At 49.3% G+C, this 20,625-nt stretch carries 21 protein-coding genes, 7 tRNA genes and 1 pseudogene; 13 read left to right on the forward strand and 16 right to left on the reverse strand.

The genetic code is table 11. The features are described from left to right. Positions 1-49 precede the first annotated feature (49 nt). The 8 genes from ACTHRY_RS04855 to rfaD all read left to right on the forward strand — a co-directional run bounded on the left by ACTHRY_RS04855 (position 50) and on the right by rfaD (position 5,932). On the forward strand, positions 50-625 hold the full coding sequence (locus tag ACTHRY_RS04855) for a DUF2059 domain-containing protein (protein ID WP_049323564.1): 576 nt from the start codon (positions 50-52) through the stop codon (positions 623-625). A gap of 94 nt (positions 626-719) precedes the next feature. Further along, positions 720-902 carry a Trm112 family protein gene (locus ACTHRY_RS04860; RefSeq protein ID WP_003746098.1) on the forward strand — a complete coding sequence of 61 codons (183 nt, stop codon included), beginning with the start codon at positions 720-722 and terminating at the stop codon, positions 900-902. Then, positions 899-1,657, forward strand: coding sequence for a 3-deoxy-manno-octulosonate cytidylyltransferase (gene kdsB, locus ACTHRY_RS04865; RefSeq protein ID WP_049323566.1), 759 nt, complete (start codon positions 899-901; stop codon positions 1,655-1,657). The genes ACTHRY_RS04860 and kdsB overlap by 4 nt, the downstream gene beginning before the upstream one ends. A 21-nt stretch (positions 1,658-1,678) precedes the next feature. Continuing rightward, positions 1,679-2,197 (forward strand): hypothetical protein, encoded by a 519-nt coding sequence (locus tag ACTHRY_RS04870; protein WP_049323568.1) that lies wholly within the window; start codon positions 1,679-1,681, stop codon positions 2,195-2,197. Positions 2,198-2,269: 72 nt separating this feature from the next. Continuing rightward, positions 2,270-2,917, forward strand: a complete 648-nt coding sequence (gene adk, locus ACTHRY_RS04875; RefSeq protein WP_003682888.1) for an adenylate kinase — start codon at positions 2,270-2,272, stop codon at positions 2,915-2,917. Positions 2,918-3,027: 110 nt separating this feature from the next. Next, entirely contained in the window at positions 3,028-3,768 is a 741-nt protein-coding gene (gene pyrF / locus ACTHRY_RS04880; RefSeq protein WP_049323571.1) for an orotidine-5'-phosphate decarboxylase, read from the forward strand. A gap of 56 nt (positions 3,769-3,824) precedes the next feature. After that, positions 3,825-4,787 (forward strand): D-glycero-beta-D-manno-heptose-7-phosphate kinase, encoded by a 963-nt coding sequence (gene rfaE1, locus ACTHRY_RS04885; RefSeq protein ID WP_053088396.1) that lies wholly within the window; start codon positions 3,825-3,827, stop codon positions 4,785-4,787. A gap of 140 nt (positions 4,788-4,927) precedes the next feature. Further along, positions 4,928-5,932 carry an ADP-glyceromanno-heptose 6-epimerase gene (rfaD, locus tag ACTHRY_RS04890; protein ID WP_049323572.1) on the forward strand — a complete coding sequence of 335 codons (1,005 nt, stop codon included), beginning with the start codon at positions 4,928-4,930 and terminating at the stop codon, positions 5,930-5,932. Positions 5,933-6,158: 226 nt separating this feature from the next. On the opposite strand, the pseudogene ACTHRY_RS04895 reads toward rfaD, so the two are convergent. From ACTHRY_RS04895 to ccoG, 11 genes and pseudogenes are all read right to left on the reverse strand, one after another. Then, positions 6,159-6,452, reverse strand: a pseudogene (locus tag ACTHRY_RS04895) (transposase); the annotation flags it as partial. Between the two features lie 129 nt (positions 6,453-6,581). Beyond that, a tRNA-Leu gene (locus tag ACTHRY_RS04900) sits at positions 6,582-6,671 on the reverse strand. Between the two features lie 21 nt (positions 6,672-6,692). Beyond that, positions 6,693-6,770 (reverse strand) — tRNA-Cys (locus ACTHRY_RS04905). 10 nt (positions 6,771-6,780) lie between these two features. Continuing rightward, positions 6,781-6,854, reverse strand: a tRNA-Cys gene (locus ACTHRY_RS04910). Between the two features lie 31 nt (positions 6,855-6,885). After that, positions 6,886-6,961, reverse strand: a tRNA-Gly gene (locus ACTHRY_RS04915). Positions 6,962-6,982: 21 nt separating this feature from the next. Continuing rightward, a tRNA-Gly gene (locus tag ACTHRY_RS04920) sits at positions 6,983-7,058 on the reverse strand. 24 nt (positions 7,059-7,082) lie between these two features. Continuing rightward, a tRNA-Gly gene (locus ACTHRY_RS04925) sits at positions 7,083-7,158 on the reverse strand. A 21-nt stretch (positions 7,159-7,179) separates the two neighbouring features. Continuing rightward, positions 7,180-7,255, reverse strand: a tRNA-Gly gene (locus tag ACTHRY_RS04930). 94 nt (positions 7,256-7,349) lie between these two features. Beyond that, the gene (gene pgsA / locus ACTHRY_RS04935; RefSeq protein WP_003679552.1) at positions 7,350-7,910 is read right to left on the reverse strand and encodes a CDP-diacylglycerol--glycerol-3-phosphate 3-phosphatidyltransferase; all 561 of its coding nucleotides are present in this window, start codon (positions 7,908-7,910) and stop codon (positions 7,350-7,352) included. 680 nt (positions 7,911-8,590) lie between these two features. Further along, positions 8,591-9,157, reverse strand: coding sequence for a FixH family protein (locus ACTHRY_RS04940; protein WP_003746123.1), 567 nt, complete (start codon positions 9,155-9,157; stop codon positions 8,591-8,593). Between the two features lie 3 nt (positions 9,158-9,160). After that, entirely contained in the window at positions 9,161-10,645 is a 1,485-nt protein-coding gene (gene ccoG / locus ACTHRY_RS04945) for a cytochrome c oxidase accessory protein CcoG (RefSeq protein WP_049323475.1), read from the reverse strand. A 444-nt stretch (positions 10,646-11,089) separates the two neighbouring features. On the opposite strand from ccoG, the gene tkt reads away from it, so the two are divergent. After that, on the forward strand, positions 11,090-13,069 hold the full coding sequence (gene tkt, locus ACTHRY_RS04950) for a transketolase (protein ID WP_049323474.1): 1,980 nt from the start codon (positions 11,090-11,092) through the stop codon (positions 13,067-13,069). Between the two features lie 67 nt (positions 13,070-13,136). Here tkt and clpA read toward each other — a convergent pair whose 3' ends face one another. Together clpA and clpS are read right to left on the reverse strand one after the other, a co-directional pair. Next, positions 13,137-15,416, reverse strand: coding sequence for an ATP-dependent Clp protease ATP-binding subunit ClpA (clpA, locus tag ACTHRY_RS04955; protein WP_049323472.1), 2,280 nt, complete (start codon positions 15,414-15,416; stop codon positions 13,137-13,139). Between the two features lie 3 nt (positions 15,417-15,419). Further along, on the reverse strand, positions 15,420-15,731 hold the full coding sequence (gene clpS, locus ACTHRY_RS04960) for an ATP-dependent Clp protease adapter ClpS (RefSeq protein ID WP_003679561.1): 312 nt from the start codon (positions 15,729-15,731) through the stop codon (positions 15,420-15,422). Between the two features lie 257 nt (positions 15,732-15,988). Here clpS and ACTHRY_RS04965 point away from each other — a divergent pair, with 257 nt between their 5' ends. The 4 genes from ACTHRY_RS04965 (at position 15,989) to ACTHRY_RS04980 (ending at position 17,525) form a co-directional block, all read left to right on the forward strand. Then, positions 15,989-16,192, forward strand: a complete 204-nt coding sequence (locus ACTHRY_RS04965) for a cold-shock protein (protein WP_002217533.1) — start codon at positions 15,989-15,991, stop codon at positions 16,190-16,192. 75 nt (positions 16,193-16,267) lie between these two features. After that, positions 16,268-16,483 (forward strand): branched-chain amino acid ABC transporter, encoded by a 216-nt coding sequence (locus ACTHRY_RS04970; RefSeq protein WP_440374081.1) that lies wholly within the window; start codon positions 16,268-16,270, stop codon positions 16,481-16,483. 84 nt (positions 16,484-16,567) lie between these two features. Then, entirely contained in the window at positions 16,568-17,014 is a 447-nt protein-coding gene (gene smpB, locus ACTHRY_RS04975) for an SsrA-binding protein SmpB (protein WP_003679566.1), read from the forward strand. Positions 17,015-17,084: 70 nt separating this feature from the next. Further along, complete coding sequence (locus ACTHRY_RS04980; protein ID WP_049348438.1) at positions 17,085-17,525, forward strand: hypothetical protein; 441 nt, start codon at positions 17,085-17,087, stop codon at positions 17,523-17,525. Between the two features lie 72 nt (positions 17,526-17,597). Here ACTHRY_RS04980 and ACTHRY_RS04985 read toward each other — a convergent pair whose 3' ends face one another. The 3 genes from ACTHRY_RS04985 to ACTHRY_RS04995 form a co-directional block, all read right to left on the reverse strand. Further along, the gene (locus tag ACTHRY_RS04985) at positions 17,598-18,083 is read right to left on the reverse strand and encodes a DUF4189 domain-containing protein (protein WP_049323466.1); all 486 of its coding nucleotides are present in this window, start codon (positions 18,081-18,083) and stop codon (positions 17,598-17,600) included. 169 nt (positions 18,084-18,252) lie between these two features. Next, positions 18,253-19,203 carry a thioredoxin-disulfide reductase gene (gene trxB / locus ACTHRY_RS04990; protein WP_049323462.1) on the reverse strand — a complete coding sequence of 317 codons (951 nt, stop codon included), beginning with the start codon at positions 19,201-19,203 and terminating at the stop codon, positions 18,253-18,255. A 108-nt stretch (positions 19,204-19,311) separates the two neighbouring features. Then, entirely contained in the window at positions 19,312-20,607 is a 1,296-nt protein-coding gene (locus ACTHRY_RS04995; RefSeq protein ID WP_049323460.1) for an NAD(P)/FAD-dependent oxidoreductase, read from the reverse strand. Positions 20,608-20,625 lie beyond the last annotated feature (18 nt).

The following is a 20,625-nucleotide window of genomic DNA, read 5'->3' on the forward strand; positions in this document are numbered from 1 at the left end:
GCTGCTTACTATTGTTGCCATTTCCCCTAAGCCTTAAAAAGGAGAAAAAATGAAATTGAAAACTTTATTGTTGCCTTTTACTGCTTTGGTCTTGTGTGCCAATGCATTTGCCGCTACACCTAGCGATGAGTCGCTGGAGCGTTTGTATCAAGTACAGAAGATGGATGCCCTGTTGGATCAGACCTTCCAAAGTGTCGAGGGGATTGTGCTCTCTGATCCAAAGATACAGGATTTTTTGAAAAATGCGCCGGAAGACAAACGTCCTCAGTTGGAAGCGGTCTTAAAGAAATATACAACTCAATTGATTGCTGAAATTAATACACCGCAAGTGCGTGCCCAGTTACATAAAGCGACGTTGGATGGCATAAAGACGGTTTATACTCAGGAAGAAGTCAACGCATTGATTGACTTTTACGGTACGACAGTGGGGCAATCGATACTCAATAAAATGCCGCGCTATCTTGAGACAACGATGGGCCCGATAATAAACATTATTAATGAAAAATATGAAAAATCAGGTTATGACAAAGACTTAATTCGAGAAATTCATCAGATTATGTGTGGCGGCAAAAATCCTGACCAAGTCTGTACACGGCAAACAAAGAAAACGGCACGGAAAAAATGATGCCGCTTGAGGCCGTCTGAAAACGAGCGCAGCAATTTTCGTCAATGTGAGCGCATCAAGTTCTGCTAAACCACCAAACCCGAAAGTAACCCCCATGGAAAAAAAATTCTTAGACATCCTTGTTTGTCCTGTTACCAAAGGCAAACTCGAATACCATCAAGACAAACAGGAATTGTGGAGCCGTCAGGCGAAGCTGGCTTATCCGATTAAAGACGGCATCCCTTATATGCTGGAAAACGAAGCACGAGCGTTGAGCGAAGAGGAACTGAAAGCATGACCGAATTTGTCGTATTGATTCCGGCGCGGTTGGATTCTTCACGTCTGCCGGGCAAGGCTTTGGCCGATATTCACGGTAAACCGATGGTTGTACGCGTCGCCGAACAGGCGGCAAAAAGTGAGGCTGCGCGTGTTGTCGTTGCCACCGACCATCCCGATATTCAGACGGCCTGTCAGGCGCATGGTGTCGAAGTGGTCATGACCTCCAATCAACACGAAAGTGGTACAACGCGCCTTGCCGAAGCGGCCAATACGCTGAAACTGCCGCAGCATCTGATTGTTGTGAACGTACAAGGCGACGAGCCTTTAATCGATCCCGAACTCATCAACCGTACGGCTGAAGTTTTGGTTGAAAACAATGTGCAAATGGCGACGGCCGCCCATGAATTGCACGATTTTGACGAGTTTATGAATCCTAACGTTGTCAAAGCCGTCCTCGATAAAAACCGCAACGCCATCTATTTCAGCCGCGCTCCGATTCCTTATCCGCGCGACGCCATGCGCGCCGAAAAACGCGAATTGCCTTCTGAAACAGCCGTTTTGCGCCATATCGGCATTTATGCCTATCGTGCAGGTTTCCTGCAACGCTATTCCGAAATGGATGTTTCTCCTTTGGAAACCATCGAATCGCTGGAACAATTGCGTGTCCTGTGGCACGGTTATCCGATTGCCGTTGAAATTGCCCAAGAAGCGCCTGCTGCCGGTGTGGATACGCAGGAAGATTTGGACAGAGTGCGTGTTGCGTTTAAAGCTTAAGGCCGTCTGAAAGGAAAAGATATGAATGATTTCCGCCATTTGAGCCGTGACGAACAAAAACTGCTTGCCGATGTTGCTTTGCTGGTCAAAGACGACGATCAAGAGTTCAACTACGAAATGTTGAAAGTAGCCGCGCCCGATGAGGCCAGCGGCGAATTTTGGTTTCGCATGGCAGAAATGCTCAGCACCCTGCCGCCCAACCAGTCTTTAGATTTGCGCATGACCGGCGGACGGTTGGCGGTCGCTGTATCGATTTTATCGGTGTTGTTGCAGGAAAGCCCCGATATTCCCCAGCTTTGGGCACAAAAAGTGATTGCGCTCAACTATCTGGCACACGGCCATCGGACACGCGCCCTCGGTTTGGCGCAACAGCCGGACAAAGCGGCAGAAGCCAACGAGGAAGAATATTTGGCAAAAGCCTTGTCCCAAAACCTACTTTCCACGTTGAAAGACGCATTGGAACGCTTCCCCGAAGACAGCTGGTTTATCGAAATGCGCGATGATGCGTGGCAGCACTTTGGCGCAGAGCAGGCCGTCTGAAGTTTTGAACGATAAACGCAAGGCGTGTAGAATTAAACAAACATCAAATCCATAAACCAAGAAGGACTCATCATGAAAGTATTATTGTTGGGCGCACCCGGCGCAGGCAAAGGCACTCAGGCCCAATTCATAACCGCCGCATTCGGCATTCCTCAAATTTCTACCGGCGACATGCTCCGCGCGGCCATCAAAGCAGGTACCCCGCTGGGTTTGGAAGCAAAAAAAATTATTGATGAAGGCGGTTTGGTGCGCGACGACATCATCATCGGCATGGTGAAAGAACGCATCGCCCAAGACGACTGCAAAAACGGTTTCCTGTTTGACGGTTTCCCCCGCACATTGGCACAAGCCGAAGCGATGGTGGAAGCAGGCGTGGATTTGGACGCAGTCGTTGAAATCGACGTACCCGACAGCGTGATTGTCGACCGCATGAGCGGCCGCCGCGTGCATTTGGCTTCCGGCCGTACTTACCACGTTACCTACAATCCACCTAAAGTCGAAGGCAAAGACGACGTAACCGGCGAAGATTTGATTCAACGCGACGACGACAAAGAAGAAACCGTGAAAAAACGCCTTGCTGTTTACCACGAGCAAACCGAAGTTTTGGTTGATTTCTACAGCAAACTGGAAGGCGAACACGCGCCGAAATACATCAAAGTTGACGGCACTCAGCCGGTAGAAGCCGTGAAAGCCGAAGTATTGAAAGGTTTGGGCAAATAAGTTTTGCCAAAGTAAAATCAAAAGGCCGTCTGAAAAAATACTTTCAGACGGTCTTTTGTGTACAAAAGCTGTTAAAATCGAAGCTATAACCGTTTATCCGCAGGCATCTTATGAATCCCTTAATCTCCGACTTCCAAACCCAGCAACAACGCACTCCCGTCATCGTCGCCCTTGATTTTGCCAACGAAAAAGACACGCTCGGATTTGTCCGCAACCTTGACCCGACATTGTGTCAAATCAAAATCGGCAAAGAGCTGTTTACCGCGACCGGCCGCAGTTTGGCAGAAAGCTTAATCAATCAAGGTTTCAAACTTTTCCTCGATTTGAAATACCACGATATTCCCCACACCGTTGCGCAGGCATGCAAAGTTGCCGCCGATATGGGCGTTTGGATGGTCGATATGCACGCATCGGGCGGCCGCCGCATGATGGAAGCCGCCGTAGAAGCCGTTGCCGGATATCACACCAAGCCGCTTTTGATCGGTGTAACCGTGTTGACCAGCATGGAACAAAGCGACTTGGCCGAAATCGGTTTAAACATCGCCCCTGAAGAACAAGTCATCCGCTTGGCGAAACTGGCGCAAAGTTCGGGCTTGGACGGCGTGGTATGTTCCGCTCAAGAAGCCGCACCATTGCGTCGTGAATTGGGACAAGATTTCGTCTTGGTCACACCGGGTATCCGCTTGGACGTTGCCGGTAATAATGACGATCAACGCCGCATCATGACACCGGCCGAAGCATTGGCGGCAGGATCGACTTATCTGGTAATGGGCCGTCCGGTAACCAAAGCTGCCGATCCGGTAGCCGTATTGCGCGAAGTGAACCGCGTGGTAAACCTTGAAGCAAACTGATTTTTAGGCGACCTTACAGGTTGAGGTCGTCTGAAAAAAAACACAACGGAGGCAAAATGCCCACCAAGTTCCAACAAGAAACCCTCAAATCCCGTTTTGCACAAGCAAAAGTCCTGGTTGTCGGCGATGTGATGCTCGACCGTTATTGGTTTGGCGATGTGTCCCGTATTTCTCCTGAAGCCCCAGTGCCGGTGGCGAAAATCGCCCGTATCGACCAGCGGGCGGGCGGAGCGGCAAACGTTGCGCGCAATATCGCCTCATTGGGCGGTAAAGCAGGGCTGTTGTCCGTTACCGGCGATGATGAAGCTGCAGATGCACTGGATGCGTTGATGGCGCAAGACAGTGTTTCTTCCTATCTGATGCGTGACAAGCAAATTGCGACTACTGTCAAACTGCGCGTTGTTGCCCGTAATCAGCAGCTTATCCGACTTGATTTTGAAGAGTCGCCTCATCGTGAGGTATTGGAACAAATCAAGCATCAATATCGTGAAGTGTTGCCTGAATACGATGCCATTATTTTTTCAGATTACGGCAAGGGCGGTTTGTCGCATATTTCCGATATGATCGATTGGGCGAAGCAGGCCGGTAAACCCGTTTTAATCGATCCTAAAGGCGACGATTACGAAAAATATGCCGGCGCTACGCTGATTACGCCGAATCGTGCAGAATTGAAAGAAGTGGTGGGCAGCTGGAGAAACGAAAACGATTTGACCGAAAAAGCTCAAAACTTGCGCCGTCATCTTGATTTGAATGCGATTTTGCTGACCCGAAGCGAAGAGGGCATGACCCTGTTCAATGAGGGCGAGCCGATTTATCAGCCTACACGGGCTCAAGAAGTCTATGATGTATCCGGTGCGGGCGATACCGTTATTGCCGGAGTGGGCTTGGGTTTGGCGGCAGGCTATACCATGCCCGAAGCGATGCACCTTGCCAATACGGCGGCAGGCGTTGTCGTGGCAAAACTTGGTACGGCGGTTTGCTCGTTTGCCGAATTGACCAATGCATTGGAAGAGCAATAATGATTGTTTCAGACGGCCTTAAAATTCTAAATGCCGTCTGAAAATAGAGTTGGAAAATAAACCAGACAGAAAAGTTTTTATTTTCAGACGGCATGATTACTTCAAGGCCGTCTGAAAAATCAAAATAAAGGAAACTCATTATGACCATTATCGTAACAGGCGCGGCCGGCTTTATCGGCAGTAACATCGTTAAAGCACTTAACCAGCGCGGTATTACCGACATTGTTGCCGTCGACAATCTGAGCAAAGGCGAAAAATTTAAAAACCTTGCCGAGTGTGAAATTGCCCATTATCTCGATAAACACGAATTCATCCGTCAAGTGCGCGGCCATCTTCTGCCTTACGATAATATCGAAGCGGTTTTCCATCAAGGCGCATGTTCCGACACCATGAACCACGACGGCCTCTACATGATGGACAACAACTATCAGTACACGCTTGATCTCTTGGACTGGTGTCAGGACGAACGTATTCCGTTTCTTTATGCTTCCAGCGCCGCCGTGTACGGCAAAGGCGAAATCTTCCGCGAAGAGCGCGAACTGGAAAAACCACTCAATGTTTACGGCTACTCTAAATTCTTGTTTGATCAAGTATTGCGCCGTCGCATGAAAGAAGGCCTGACCGCCCAAGTCGTCGGCTTCCGTTACTTCAATGTTTACGGGCAACAAGAGCAACATAAAGGCCGTATGGCATCCGTTGCCTTCCACCATTTCCACCAATACCGCGAACACGGCTATGTTAACCTGTTTGGTGCCAATGACGGCTACGGCAACGGCGAACAAACCCGCGATTTTGTCAGTGTAGAAGACGTCGCCAAAGTTAACCTTTACTTCTTCGATCATCCTGAGCTTTCAGGCATCTTTAACCTCGGTACAGGCCGCAGCCAACAGTTTAACGAACTTGCCGCTGCCACCGTCAACGCCTGCCGTGCAGCCGAAGGCAAGCCTGAAATGAGTTTGAAAGAGTTGGTTGAAGAAGAGCTTATTCGCTATATCCCATTCCCCGATGCACTTAAAGGCAAATATCAGAGCTTCACTCAAGCGGATATTACCAAGCTGCGCGAAGCCGGGTATAAAGAAGAATTTTTGGATGTAAAACAAGGCGTCAGCCGTTACGTGAAATGGATGCTGGAGAACTTGGTTTAAGTCTTTCTGATTTGAATGATAAGGCCGTCTGAAAAAAGATTTTCAGACGGCCTTATCATTTTGGGAAATTTTAAAATGAGACCTTTGTAAAATTCCTTTTCCTCCCAACAGCCGAAATTCAAACACAAATTTTCGGCTTTTTTCGCCCCTAATTATTCCTGATTCTACCCAAATACCCCCTTAATCCACCTTGGATACCTGATTAATCAGGCATCCGGGCCACCTTTTAGGCAGCAATAGGCACATTTAGCCTGTTAGCCGCTTTCAACAGGTTCAAACACATCGCCTTCAGATGGCTTTGCGCACTCACTTTAATCAGCCCGAAATAGGCTGCCCGGGCATAGCGGAATTTACGGTGCAGCGTACCGAAGCTCTGTTCGACCACATAACGGGTCTTCGACAAATATCGGTTACGTTTGGTTTGCGCTTCCGTCAGCGGACGGTTGCGGTGGGCTTTGCGCATAATGCCGTCCAGCAACTGATGTTCTTTCAGATGTTGCCAGTTTCCCTCACTGTCATAGTCTGAGGCCTTTGCAGGAGCTTGTCACATTTGACACAAATCAGGCACAAACAAAAAAGACAGCCTTACAAATAAGCTGTCAATTAGAAATTTAGAATCTTAGGTTTTTGAATAAATTCAGATATTTATTGGTGCCCGGAGCCGGAATCGAACCGGCACGGCCGGTTTAGGGCCGACGGATTTTAAGTCCGTTGTGTCTACCTATTTCACCACCCGGGCGTAGACAGTAAATTGAGAAATTGGAGGCGGGGGCGCGGATTTGAACCGGCCTGTATAAGGGTTGCACCCCTTATAGCATAAACACTCTGCCACCCCGCCATGAAAGGGATGGAGGCGAGAGTCGGAATCGAACCGGCGTAGACGGATTTGCAATCCGCTGCATAACCACTTTGCTATCTCGCCAAAACTACGTTTGAGTGTTGTAGTATGAAACTGGAGCGGGAAACGAGTCTCGAACTCGCGACCTCAACCTTGGCAAGGTTGCGCTCTACCAACTGAGCTATTCCCGCGTATTCGGATGCATGATTTAATGGAGCGGGAAACGAGTCTCGAACTCGCGACCTCAACCTTGGCAAGGTTGCGCTCTACCAACTGAGCTATTCCCGCATTTGAGTGCATCTGAAATTAAACTGGAGCGGGAAACGAGTCTCGAACTCGCGACCTCAACCTTGGCAAGGTTGCGCTCTACCAACTGAGCTATTCCCGCGTATTCGGATGCATGATTTAATGGAGCGGGAAACGAGTCTCGAACTCGCGACCTCAACCTTGGCAAGGTTGCGCTCTACCAACTGAGCTATTCCCGCTCTGATATTTGTTGCTTCGTATATCGAAGAAGACGCAATTATTATGGATTTAATCGTGTGCGTCAAGTGTTTTGTTTTTATTTTTTTAAAAAATTTATTTGAATTCTTTCCATGCCATTTTCAGGTAGTAGCACATTGACCAGATGGTCAATACAGATGCTATAAACATCAATATGTTACCAATGAGATAGAAAGGATCGTTATATTTGTCTGTGCCGATAAGCAAAAGGAAGATGGCGATCATTTGGGCAGTGGTTTTGAATTTGCCGATGGTTGCCACGGCAACGCTGCCGCGTTTGCCCATTTGTGCCATCCATTCGCGCAAGGCGGAAATGGTAATTTCCCGGCCGATGATAATCATGGCGAAGATGGCGTATGTCCTGCCAAGGCTGACGAGCAGGAGCAGGGCAACTGCGACCATGAGTTTGTCGGCAACGGGGTCGAGGAATGCGCCAAAGTCGGAAGTTTGTTTCCAGCGGCGTGCCAAAAAGCCGTCGAACCAGTCTGTAATAGCGGCAAGTGCAAAGATGATGGCGGCTGTCCAGTTGACGGTTTGTGGTTGAATCCATGTGTTCGGTAAATAGAATAGGATGGTGAACACGGGGATTAATAGGACGCGCATCCAGGTAAGTAAAATAGGTATGTTCCAAGGCATGGTTTGGGATCTTTTGGATGATGTGTCGGGTTGTTCATTATAGCTTATTTGTTCACTCTGCTTTTTGAAGTGTTGTTTTTTTGCCGACAAGTATCTCGGGCATAGATTTTTGTCGTGTGGGTCGTGAAGAAAATCTGCTAAGGCCGTCTGAAAAATAGGCTGTTGCGGAGTGTAAATGTTTTTGGGTAGAAAAGTAGCTGCGAAATAGTGGGCAATAAGGTCTGCCTGCTGTTCGATATTTAATTGGTTAATGTGGGGTAAGGGGATGGGATAGGCGTAAGCTTTGCGTTTTCTGTATCCGCCTTTGAGCATGATGAATAGGCCGGAAAGCCAAACTTTGTGACCGCGCTGGTGTTGCCAGACATGTGTCAGCTCATGAATCAGCCAAATTTTGTAGGCTATGCCGGCTTGAGTGAAATCTTCTGGGCAGTGTTTACGCGGAAAGTATATGTTTCCATTGGGCGCAATGGCGGTATTGGCGTTGGGTAGAAGCGGAATGCCGCGATATATTTTGATGCGGTGGAAGTCTATGCTGTCCGAAAAAACTTGTTTTGCCATGCGGACTTCGTTTTCGGTCAGTCTGCGCCAATCGGAAAAAATCATATTTGGAAGAGAATAAATATAAGAGGGTATGAAGATTTCAGGCCGTCTGAAAGGTTTCAGACGGCCTGGGTCGGGATTTATTGTTCTGTTGAAGCGGCTTGTTTGCCGTTGTCGAACAATTTGTCCATGGGTGTCAGGTTGACTGCATTGCCTTGGCTGACTATCCATTTGTTTTCAACACGCCATACGCCTGAAGCATCTTCAACGCGCAAGTACCAATGGTTGGTTGGGCGTAAAGGCTTAAAGACGGCTTCGTATTCCATGCGGCCGTTTTGTGGCTCGGCTGTTACGGCGCGCAGCTTGACGGTTTGGTCATCGGCTTTGCGTGTCGGGTGCATCAACAATAGGTTTAATGGCTGTTTGGTATCGAATTGTCCGCTGACGAATACTTTGGCGGCGTTCATATCCGGACTGATTAAGACCTGCACCTGAATTTGCCGTTTAACGGCTTCTTCATCGCGGTGAAGTTGGATTTCGATGTGTTTGCCGTCTTTGTAGTAATCGTCAGACACCAAGTCTGTCGTGTGTTCTTTTGCGACGAAGAACATGGAAACGCTGGCGATAACGACGAAGATGGGGCCGGCCATCAGCACCCAGGGCCAAATATGTTTGTACCAAGGTTTGATTTGGGGTTGTGGGGACACCGTTTATTCTCCGATAAAGGTTGCTTTTTCTTCTAAAGTAGTCGGTTTGGAGTCGGCAGAGCCGGTCTCGCGATAGGTAAAGGTAAATTCGATCGGATGGCTGCCTTTGTCGGCGTATTCGGGAATGGTAGATACCTGTACTGGGATGGTAACGGTTTCCCGCGGCGCAATTTTAATACCGTTTTCAGGCAGGCCGGTCAGCGCGATTTCATCAAAGCCTTTGACGGTTGCAGTCATCAGTTGTTCGTTTTCACTATTGTTGATAATGCGCAGGTTATAGGCATTTTCCAACCAGCCTTGGCTGTTTTCGCGAACCATGACGCCACGGTCTTTCAGGATATCGACTTCGACCATTTTTCGGGTGGAAATGCCGACCAGGAAGGCGATGATGACCACCAGGAGTACTGCGCCATAACCGGCTACGCGCGGACGTTTCAAGCGTTTTTTGATGTCGCTTTCAGGGTATTCATGTTCCAACGCGCCTTCGGTCGTATAACGGATCAAGCCGCGCTCGTAGCCCATTTTGTCCATGATTTCGTCACAGGCATCGATACACGCTGCGCAGCCGATACATTGGTATTGCAAACCGTCGCGGATGTCGATACCGACGGGGCAGACTTGCACGCACATGGTGCAGTTGATGCAGTCGCCCAAGCCGCTGTCTTCTTTGTTGGCGGTTTTTTTGCGTGCGCCGCGCGGTTCGCCGCGTTCGGTATCGTAAGAAATAATTAGCGTGTCTTTGTCAAACATTGCACTTTGGAAACGTGCATACGGACACATATGCAGACAAACTTTTTCGCGCATGATGTGGGCGAAGAAGAACGTCATGAATCCGTAAAACGCTGCGGCAAACATCGCGCCGCCGCCTGCTGCTCCGGTAAACAAATCAGGAACAAACTGGCGGATCGGGACAAACCAGCCGGCAAAGGTAATGCCTGTCCATGCGCAGACAAGGAAAATCAGCAGGTATTTAGTGGCTTTGATGCGGATTTTGGTGAAATTCCACGGCGATTTTTCCAGTTTTAGGCGTTTGTTTCTATCGCCTTCGACCAAGTTGTCAATCCACAGCATAATTTCGGTGTAAACCGTTTGCGGGCATGAATAGCCGCACCACAAACGGCCGGCAATGGTTGTCCACCAAAACAATCCGAATGCGCAAATCATCAGCAGCAAGGCAAGGTAAATCAAATCGCCCATGCCCAGTGACAGTCCGAAAATGAAGAAATGACGGTCAGGAATATTGAATAAAACCGCCTGACGGCCGCTCCAGTTGAACCATGGAATAACGTAAAATACAAACTGGGTCGCCAATACGGCGGCGATACGCAGTTTGGCAAAGCGTCCTTCCGCCTTTTTGGGATGGATGCGTTCGCCTTCAGGATGGATTTGAATCACGCTGGATTTGGGTTTGGAAGGTTTGGGCGCAGTGGCTTTTGCTGTTTTTTCTGTTGAGGGTGTGGTGTTTTCAGCTTGGTTTTCTGGTGACATTTCAGTGTTCCTTGATGAAGTGCACACAAGCCTGTTGTCATGGTAGTAGTTGGATGTGAATATTTTCAGACGGCCTTTCGCGTGCATACAAATCATAACATTTGACTCTATTCAAAGCAAAAGAAGGACTTCGTCTTAACAACGGATTCCTTGCGGCCGTTTGATGTAGGGCCGTCTGAAAAGGGCGGTATTCAAAGGTTTACGGTTCAGCTTGTGTACAAACTTATAGTGATTTGCTATTTACACGATAAAAATATATAAAGCACTGTTTCAAAACGAAATAACAGTTAATATCATCTATCCTGTCTGTTTCGGGCAACCGAGTGGAAACAGGCCGTCTGACAAAGCGAATATCAAAAGCCATCCTTGAAAGCACGGCTGATTCAGGCGATAATCGGTACACCTTTTTTCATATTTCCAATCTTGTCCAAGGAAGGTCAAACCATGTCTCAACTGGCAAACGCAATCCGTTTCCTCTCAGTCGATGCCGTACAGAAAGCCAACTCCGGCCACCCCGGCGCACCTATGGGTATGGCGGAAATGGCGGAAGTATTGTGGACGAAGTTCCTCAACCATAACCCTGCCAATCCTAAATTCTACAACCGTGACCGTTTCATCCTCTCCAACGGCCACGCGTCCATGCTGCTGTACAGCCTGTTGCACCTGACCGGCTACAATGTATCCATCGAAGACTTGAAAAACTTCCGCCAATTGCACAGTAAAACCCCCGGCCACCCCGAATACGGTTACACCGACGGCGTGGAAACCACGACCGGCCCGTTGGGACAAGGTATTGCCAACGCAGTGGGTATGGCTTTGGCCGAAAAAATCTTGGCTGCCGAATTCAATAAAGACGGCTTAAACATCGTTGATCACCACACTTACGTCTTTATGGGCGACGGCTGCATGATGGAAGGCGTATCGCATGAAGCCTGTTCGCTTGCCGGCACTTTGGGCTTGGGCAAGCTGATTGTTTTATATGATGACAACAATATTTCCATTGACGGTAAAGTGGACGGCTGGTTTACCGAAAACATCCCGCAACGCTTTGAAAGCTACGGCTGGCATGTGATTCCAAATGTGAACGGTCATGATACCGATGCCATTCAGACGGCCATTGAAGCAGCCAAAGCCGAAACCGGCAAACCGTCCCTCATCTGCTGCAAAACCTTAATCGGCAAAGGCAGCGCCAACAAAGAGGGCAGCCACAAAACCCACGGTGCGCCTTTGGGCGCGGACGAAATCGAAGCCACGCGCAAACATTTGGGTTGGGCATATCCTGCGTTTGAAATTCCGCAAGAAATCTATGCCGCATGGAATGCAAAAGAAAAAGGCGCAAAACTTGAGACTGAATGGAACGAGCTCTTCGCTCAATATCAAGCCAAATATCCTGCCGAAGCCGCAGAATTTGTGCGCCGTATGGATAAAAAACTGCCTGAAAACTTTGACGCTTATGTTCAAGCTGCATTGAAAGAAGTGTGCGCCAAAGCCGAAACCATCGCCACCCGTAAAGCCAGCCAAAACAGCATTGAAATCTTGGCAAAAGAGCTACCTGAATTGGTGGGCGGTTCTGCCGACTTGACCCCGTCCAACTTGACTGACTGGTCAAACAGCGTTTCCGTTACCCGCGAACACGGCGGTAACTACATTCACTACGGTGTGCGCGAGTTCGGCATGGGCGCAATCATGAACGGCCTTACCCTGCATGGCGGTGTGAAACCATTCGGCGCGACTTTCCTGATGTTCAGCGAATACGAGCGTAATGCCTTGCGTATGGCTTCACTGATGAAAATCAATCCTGTATTTGTGTTCACCCACGATTCCATCGGTTTGGGCGAAGACGGTCCGACCCACCAACCTATCGAGCAAACTGCCACTCTGCGCCTGATTCCGAATATGGATGTATGGCGTCCATGCGATACTGTTGAATCTTTGGTAGCGTGGTCTGAAGCCGTTAAAGCGGCCGATCATCCGTCCAGCCTGATTTTCAGCCGTCAAAACCTGAAATTCCAAGCGCGTGATGAGCAACAGTTGAACGACATTAAACGCGGTGCTTACGTAATCAGTGAAGCTCAAGGCAATGCACAAGCTGTTGTGATCGCAACTGGTTCTGAAGTTGAATTGGCTCTGGAAGCGCAAAAAGTATTGGCAGAACAAGGTATTGCCGTGCGCGTTGTTTCCATGCCTTCTACCAATGTATTCGACCGCCAAGATGCCGCCTATAAAGCCGCCGTTCTGCCGGAAGGCTTGCCACGCGTAGCTGTAGAAGCCGGACATGCCGATGGTTGGTATAAATACGTTGGTTTGAACGGTGCCGTGGTCGGTATCAACCGCTTCGGCGAGTCTGCACCTGCTGACTTGCTGTTCAAAGAATTCGGCTTTACCGTAGACAATGTGGTTGCTACTGTTAAATCCGTTTTGTAAATCAGATTTTTGATTGAAATAAAAAGGCCGTCTGAAATTTCAGACGGCCTTTTTATTTTTCAGTCGGTTAAACAGTTTCTGTTTCAGGTTTGACCTTGCTTTTCTTAAACTTCAACACAGCTTCTTCTTTTGTATCATCCCAGTCTATCCGCACGAAGCCGCCGTCAGCGAGTTTGCCGAACAGGAGTTCGTCGGCGAGCGGTTTGCGGATTTCTTCCTGAATCAGGCGGTTCATCGGGCGTGCACCCATTTGCGGGTCGAAACCTTTTTCTGCCAGATATTTGCGCAATGCCGGCGTGAATTCGGCTTCGACTTTTTTGTCGAGGAGCTGGTGTTCGAGCTGGAGCAGGAATTTGTCCACGACTTTGACGATGATGGGTTCGGACAATGGGGCAAACGGGATAATCGCATCCAAACGGTTGCGGAACTCGGGCGTGAAGAGTTTGTTGATCGCCTGCATTTCGTCGCCGCGTTCGCGTTTGGCGGTAAAGCCGAGGCTGGGGCGGCTGAGGCTTTCCGCGCCTGCGTTGGTGGTCATAATCAGGATGACGTTGCGGAAATCCGCGCTCTTGCCGTTGTTGTCGGTCAGTTTGCCTGCGTCCATGACTTGCAGGAGGACGTTGAAAATGTCGGGGTGGGCTTTTTCGATTTCGTCCAAAAGCAACACGCAATGTGGCTGTTTGTTGACGGCTTCGGTCAAAAGACCGCCTTGTTCAAAGCCGACGTAGCCTGGCGGCGCACCGATGAGGCGCGATACGGCGTGGCGTTCCATGTATTCGGACATATCGAAGCGTTGCAGCGGTACGCCCATTGAGTAGGCAAGCTGTTTGGCGACTTCGGTTTTGCCGACGCCGGTCGGGCCGGAGAAGAGGAAGCTGCCTATGGGTTTGTCGGGCAGGGCAAGGCCGGAGCGCGACATTTTGACGGCGGCAACCAACGCATCAATGGCATTTTCCTGACCGTAAACCATGTTTTTCAAATCGCGGCCGAGGAATTGCAGCACTTGTTTGTCGTCGTGCGATACGGTTTTTTCGGGAATCCGTGCAACTTTGGCAATGACGGTTTCGATTTGCGCTTTGCCGATGACTTTTTTCTGTTTGGATTTGGGCAAAATCCGTTGCGCCGCGCCTGCTTCGTCCATCACGTCGATGGCTTTGTCGGGCAGGAAACGTTCGTTGATGTAGCGGGCGGAAAGTTCGGCGGCGGCTTCGAGTGCACCTTGCGTATAGCGCACTTGGTGGAAATCTTCAAACATTGGTTTTAAGCCGCGCAGGATTTGCACGGTTTCGGCGACGGTGGGCTCGACCACATCGATTTTTTGGAAGCGGCGGCTTAAGGCGTGGTCTTTGTCGAAAATGGTGCGGTATTCGTCGTAAGTTGTCGCGCCGATACAGCGCAATGAACCTTTCGCCAGCGCGGGTTTGAGCAGGTTGGACGCGTCCATCGTGCCGCCGCTGGTACTGCCCGCGCCGATGATGGTGTGGATTTCGTCGATAAACAAAATGGCGTGCGGGATTTTTTCGAGCTGTTTCAAGACGGATTTGACCCGCGCTTCAAAGTCGCCGCGGTATTTCGTGCCCGCCAAAAGCGAACCCATATCCAGCGCGTACACTTCGGCTTCTTTCAGCGCATCGGGAATGTCGCCGTTGACGATTTGATGTGCCAGACCCTCCGCCAGTGCGGTTTTGCCCACGCCGGCCTCGCCGACCAAAAGCGGATTGTTTTTGCGGCGGCGGCACAGGATTTGTACCAGCCTTTCCATTTCGTGTTTTCTGCCGATTAAGGGGTCGATGCGGCCGGCTTTGACTTCGGCGTTGAGGTTGACGGTGTAGTCGGAAAGTGAGCCGGTTTTTTGTTCCGCTTCTTCGCCCTCACGTCCCAGGCCGTCTGAATCATTGCCGTCTTCGTCATCGGGTGAGCCATGGGCAATGCAACGCAAGACTTCAAAGCGCGTAATGGATTGCAATTTGAGGAAATAAACGGCATGGCTTTCGGATTCGCTCATCATGGCAACCAAAATATCCAAAGGCTCTACTGAGGCTTTACCGGCAGACTGGGTATGCACCATTGCCCGTTGGATGACGCGTTGGAAGCCCAATGTCGGCTGGGTTTCGACCGTATCCAGAAGATGATCGGGAATTTGCGGCGTATTTTCGGCAACACTGGCGGCCAGCTGCTCAGACAGGACTTTCAAATCCGCACCACACAGTTTCAAGACGTTCGGCACAGCCGCATCTTCTTCTATCAGCACCAAAAGCAGGTGTTCCAAGCTGATAAACTCATAACGCGCGTTGCGTGCTTCACGGTAGAGCAGTTGCAGGATGTGTTCCAATTCGGGTGAAAGCATGGTTTAAACCTCTTCGACTATACATTTGAGCGGATGCCCTTCAGCTTTGGCGCGTTCCATGACCTGATGCTGCTTGGTTTGCGCAATATCGCGCGTGTAGGTGCCGCACAGGCCTTTGCCTTCGTGGTGCACCAGCAACATGACGGCCACGGCCTGTTCTTGTGCAAGCATAAAGACTTCGGTCAGGATTTCGACGACAAATTCCATGGTGGTGTAATCGTCGTTCAATAAAAATACGCCGTAACGTTTCGGCGGCTGTGTGTTGATATCGCTGAGCAGGGTATCGGATTGGTGGTCGGTATTCGGATGGTTCATGATCTTAGATTTCAGTTTTCAGACGGCCTGTTTAAGAGTGCAAACCGTTTTCTGTTGTATTTCGGTCAATTTTTTCTATTTTCCCACTTTTTTGAAAACATAGCTTGACGTTTTGTCTTAACAAATGTAAAAAGACGGTTAAGCAGAAGTTGGCACTCGACCGCGTAATAAAAACGAGGGAGAAACGCTGAACGTTTTAGTTTGCTGTATGCCTTGTTTTGCTGATTTTGTTAATTTTTAAGTATAGGAAGTTTCTAATGGCAACCGGTATCGTAAAATGGTTTAACGACGCTAAGGGTTTTGGTTTCATCACTCCTGACGAAGGTGGCGAAGATTTGTTCGCTCACTTCTCAGCGATCAACATGGAAGGTTTCAAAACCCTGAAAGAAGGCCAACGCGTGTCTTTCGACGTAACCACCGGCCCTAAAGGCAAACAAGCTGCTAACATTCAAGCTGCTTAATCAAATGCGCGGCGTAAGCCGTAAAATCATGGCGGGGTTTCCCGCCATTTTTTATGGGCGTTCGAGTTAAAAATTATGAATCCAAATTCATCTTATCAAAATGCTTTAAACCAGTTGGACGAGCTTATCCGTCATTTCCGCAGCGAAGGCGAGGTCAGATGCGCCGTTGCCGAGCGTGAAGACCAAATTTTGATCCGCCTTGCCGATTTGAAACTGGATTTGCGCCCTGAAGATGAAAAAGCCATTGCCGATATAGACCGCTTTTACCGCCGCCATGTTTTAAGCGAATAAACGTTTCAAAACCGTTTGCCGTTTTATTTTTTAAGCATGCCTGATAAAATAGGCCGTCTGAAAAGTTTGTAAAGAATCAGCACAATGAGTATTGCCAATAATAAAAAAGCCTTTCACGATTTCTTTATCGAAGACCAAATCGAAGCCGGTATAGTATTGGAGGGATGGGAGGTCAAAGCCATCCGCGCTGCACGCGTGCAATTAAAAGAAAGCTATATCTACTGGAAAAAAGACGCATTTTATTTGGTGGGCTGCCACATTACCGCATTGCCCACTGCCTCGACACACGTCAAACCCGACCCTGTCCGTCCGCGTAAGTTGTTGTTGAAGCAATCGGAAATTAATAAGTTAATCGGCAAAACCGAACGTGCCGGTTATACGATTGTGCCCTTAAACCTGCATTACACCCGCGGTAGAATCAAAGTGGAAATCGGTTTGGCCAAGGGTAAGAAACAGCATGACAAACGCCAAAGCCTGAAAGAAGCGGATTGGAAGCGTGAGAAACAGCGTTTGATGAAAAACGTACGTTGATTTTTTCAGACGGCCTTTGCATAAAGGCCGTCTGAATATTTATTGTTTGAACATTTTAAAAGGAAAACAGATGAAAACCATGATTTTAGCGGCGGCTTCAGCCGTATTGTTGCTGGGCGCGTGTTCTACGACCGAACAAAGAGTATTGAAGCCTGAAGAGCTGTCCAGCATCAAACATGTCTGCATCATTCAAAATGCAAAAGTAAGACCGCATGATTTGGATCGTGCTTTGTCCAAAGCTTTGGCAAAACGCGGCATTGGCAGCACGATTGTAACTGCAGACAACCGCGGCAAACTGTATGATTCTTCTTGCCCGTATAACTTGCGTTACAAAACTAAAGGCAATAACGAAATCTTGCGTAAAGGCGTATTTGTGTTGAGAAGCACGAAGTATGCGGTTTCTACTGTCAGCTACTCTTTGAACGATGAAAACCACTTCCGAACCAATCCTGATTTGGTAAAACAGGCTGAAGGCGTTGTGGCTAAATTGTTGGAAAAAAACAGCAAATAAAAGCCAGAATAAAAAACCGGCTTGCCGTGATATGGAGAATATCGGGCAAGCCGGTTTTATTTTCAGACGGCCTTAAATGGATTTGATTTTTTCCCAAAGGGTTTTGACCGTACCTTGATAGTAAGTATCGGAAGTGCAATAGACTGTTTCTAAAGAACATTGTCCTTGAGAGCCGTATTTTTTGATACATTGGCTCAAGGCAATTTGATGCACGTTTTTGAAGCGCGGAGACGTAATGGCCACTACGTTTTGAGCGGTCAATTTGCCCATGGCTTTAGGGTAGGCAACCGCGATACAGGTATTGTGCAGAGGTACAACCGTTTTGCAGCCTGTTGCTTGGCCTGCGCCGATACCGGCTAAGGCATCTTGGCCTTTGCAGAATGTTTCGAGTTCGGCTGTCGCGTCCAGTTGGGTGGCATTTTCTTTGGTGGTTTTGATTTGCAGCGCTTCATTGCTGTCGGCAGGGTTTTGCCACATGGCTAGGTAGCCGTAAGTGTCGGCAGCCAGGGCGGCAGGAGTCAGTGCGCAAAGGATAAGTGTCGTTAGTGTTTTTTTCATGTTTGTTCCCTGTTTGTTGGGTATTTGTTGTCATTATAAAGCAAAAGTACTTATTTGATATAAATTTGCCATTAAAATGAAATTCAGTGTGGCAAACAGATAATAGGCCGTCTGAAGTTTCAGACGGCCTGTTGATGATGTTTCAAAGAATAGAGCGTAGTTTAGAGATTCATGCGCTGTGGCGGTCGAGCCAACGTTCGGCATCAAGCGCGGCCTGACAGCCGGAAGCCGCGCTGGTGATGGCTTGACGGTAAGTATGGTCTTTGACGTCGCCTGCCGCCCATACGCCTTCGATATTGGTAGCGCCGACATTGTCGCCGGTGCCGCCTTTGGTTTTCAAATAGCCGGTTTCATCCATATCAAGTTGGCCTTTGAAGATGTCGGTATTGGGTTTGTGGCCGATGGCGATGAAGACGCCTTTGACGGAGATTTCTTCAGTGCCGCCGTCATTGTGTTTCAGGCGTGCACCGGTAACGCCGCTTTCGTCGCCCAAGATTTCATCAACCGAGCTGTTGAGCTTGAGGATGATTTTACCTTCTTCAACGCGTTGCATCAGTTTGTCTACCATGATTTTTTCGGCGCGGAAGCTGTCGCGGCGGTGAATCAGGGTAACGGTGTTGGCGATATTGGCAAGGTAGAGGGCTTCTTCTACAGCGGTATTGCCACCGCCGACTACGACAACATCTTGTTTTTTATAGAAGAAACCGTCGCAAGTCGCGCAGGCGGAAACGCCTTTGCCGGCAAAGGTTTCTTCGCTTGGCAAACCTAAATATTTGGCGGATGCGCCGGTAGCAACGATGAGCGCATCGCAGGTGTATTCGCCCATATCGCCTTTGAGGGTAAACGGACGGTTTTGCAAATCAACGGTGTGGATTTGGTCGAAAATCATTTCAGTGCCGAAGCGTTCGGCATGAGCTTGGAAACGGGCCATCAGTTCCGGACCTTGTACGCCTTCTGCGTCGGCAGGCCAGTTGTCCACTTCGGTGGTGGTCATCAGTTGTCCGCCTTGCTCAACGCCGGTAATGATTACAGGGTTAAGGTTGGCACGGGCGGCATAGACGGCGGCAGTATAGCCGGCAGGGCCGGAGCCGAGGATGATGAGTTTGTGATGGTTGCTCATGATGGTTTCCTTGCTGATAAATGATTGAATTTTGTCGTGTCTACGCTTTCAGACGGCCTAAATTCTACTTGAATCTGCCGCCGTCTGAAATATGTTTGTCGTTTGGGTTTAGTGGCTGTCTTTCCATTGATAGTATTTTGAACCGAGGTAAGAACCGAGTTTGCGCAGGAATGGTTGGGTGATAATATTGCTGTGGCGCAGCTGCTCGAAAGGTTTCAGACGGCCGTCATCACCCATGATGGCTTCAGCAATTGCCAAGCCGGCAATGCCGGTAATCGCCATGCCGTGTCCGGAGTAGCCTTGTGCAAAGAAAACGGTAGGGGCGAGGCGGCCGAAATGTGGGGCGAGGTTGCGCGTGATGTCGCATTCGCCGCCCCAGGAATGCTCGATTCTGACATCGGCAAGTTGCGGGAAAACTTTCAGCATGTCTTGGCGGACGAGTTCGGTCATGCGGTCTGGATCGTCGATAAATTCGTTGTCTTTGCCGCCAAAGAGCAGGCGGCCGTCGGCGCTGAGACGGTAGTAGTCGAGGACGTGGCGGTTGTCGCAGATGGCCATATTGTTGCGGATCAGGTCTTTGGCACGCTCGCCCAGAGGCTCGGTGGCGATGATAAAGGTGCTGATGGCAATGGCTTTTTGTTCCAATACTTTGAATTTCGGGTGTAAACCGGCATAAGTATTGACGGCATAAACGAGGTTTTTGCACTCAACGCTGCCATTGGGTGTGTGTACCAGCCAGCCGTTATCGCATGGCTCGATACGTGTCATCGGGGATTGTTCAAAAAGTTGTGCACCTGCATCGGCTGCCGCTTTGGCAATGCCTAGGGTGTAATTGAGCGGGTGCAAGTGGCCGGATAAAGGATCAAATTGCGCGCCTTGATACCTATCGCTGGCTAGTTGTTGCTTCAGCGTGGCTTTATCCCAAAGCTGGTAATGGCTTGCGCCATAATGTTTTTGGGCGTGTTCGTGCCATTGCAGCAATTCTTCCCAATGCTGAGGACGGACGGCGACGGTCGCATAGCCGCGTTGCCAATCGCATTGGATATTGTGTTTTTGAATGCGCGAGTCAACCAGTTCAACGGCTTGCAGGGATTGCTGCAAGAACCATTGGGCCTGTTCTAAGCTGACTTGTTTTTCGATCTCTTCCATGCCGCAGGCAAAGTCGCTGATGACTTGTCCGCCGCTGCGGCCTGATGCGCCGAAACCGATACGGGCGGCTTCAAGCACGATGACTTCATGGCCGTTTTCGGCAAGCGGTAGGGCGGTGCATAAACCGGTCAAGCCGCCGCCGATAACGCAGGTTTCAGTTTTCAGACGGCCTTCGAGCGTCGGATAAGACGGATGGGGATTGGCTGTGCTGACATAGTAGGAAGGAAGGTATTCTTTGAAGCTGGGATTGATCATGATTTGGGCTTTAGGTTG

The sequence above is a fragment of the Neisseria sp. P0004.S004 genome (assembly GCF_051963335.1).
GTDB lineage: Bacteria > Pseudomonadota > Gammaproteobacteria > Burkholderiales > Neisseriaceae > Neisseria.